The following is a 1,034-nucleotide window of genomic DNA, read 5'->3' as shown; positions in this document are numbered from 1 at the left end:
AAGTAATGGAGGTAATCATTTGTACACACGTGATGAAGTGAGAAACATGATAGACAATTATAAGTGGATGCATAATATTATAGAAGCGCAAGTGTATGACGCAGACAGTACATCAACAGCACAGTATGGTATAGAAGCAGTGATGCCTAAAGCTAAAGGTGGTACAGGTGATAAGGTATTAGTTAAAGTATTAGATAGAAATAGAGAGTATCGACGTAATGTTAAGCTGCTTAATAAACTACAATTTATAGATAAGTATGAAGAATATGTAACAGATGAAATGAACTATCATATACTACAATTGATTAAGATAGGTATCAAGCACAAGACTATCATGGAGCTTATGGAGATAAAGAGTAAGTCTACATTCTATGGATGTGTTAATGAGATAGTCAACGTATATATGGATGCACAACAAGGATACTATGATTAAACGAACACATCGAACCATTCGAACACATCGAACCATATGTGCAATTAATATATAGATAGATTTATAATATCGATATACGATAATGATTACACAGGCACAGCACATTAGTGTTGTGTCTTTTTGTTTGGAGTAACAGAGATGAGCAAGGCATATGCAGATTATATTGAACAACGAACCAAGAACAAAGGTTTTTATTCAAATGCCAAATGGCGTAAGACAAGACTGAAGGTGTTAGCACGTGACCATTATGAATGTGTGATGTGCAATGCAGAAGGTAGATTGACGATTAATCAGAAACAATCACTAGAAGTTGACCACATTATTGAATTAGAAAAGCAACCAGAACTTGCATACGATTTAAGTAACTTAAGAACCTTATGTAAGTATCATCATAATAAAAGGCATGGCAGATTTGAACATAATCCAAATAATCGAAAAAACAAATTCAACGATGAACAGTGGTAAAAAATAAAATTGTATAAAAATGTTATTTAATTCAAAAATACAAAAGTGTAAAAAGTGTCAAATACCCCCCGCCTAAACAAACCGCGCCACAAAAGGCTTCGCGGAAACCGGCGCTTGGGTCAACTCCGCAGATTTA

2 protein-coding genes are annotated in these 1,034 nt (G+C 34.2%); both read left to right on the top strand.

Annotated features, from left to right (window positions below):
* Window positions 1-19 precede the first annotated feature (19 nt).
* Complete coding sequence (locus tag KA909_RS13210) at window positions 20-433, top strand: hypothetical protein (protein WP_107609689.1); 414 nt, start codon at window positions 20-22, stop codon at window positions 431-433.
* Between the two features lie 138 nt (window positions 434-571).
* Entirely contained in the window at window positions 572-898 is a 327-nt protein-coding gene (locus tag KA909_RS13205) for an HNH endonuclease (protein WP_210130320.1), read from the top strand.
* Window positions 899-1,034 lie beyond the last annotated feature (136 nt).

This window comes from Staphylococcus sp. GDX8P54P (genome assembly GCF_017893165.1).
GTDB lineage: Bacteria > Bacillota > Bacilli > Staphylococcales > Staphylococcaceae > Staphylococcus > Staphylococcus borealis.
Note: the sequence above shows the minus strand (reverse complement) of the source record. Positions and strands in the feature narration are given on the sequence as shown.

Excerpts from the sequence above, each read along its gene's own strand:
- KA909_RS13205 (WP_210130320.1), top strand. The coding sequence starts at position 572 with ATGAGCAAGGCATATGCAGATTATATTGAACAACGAACCAAGAACAAA.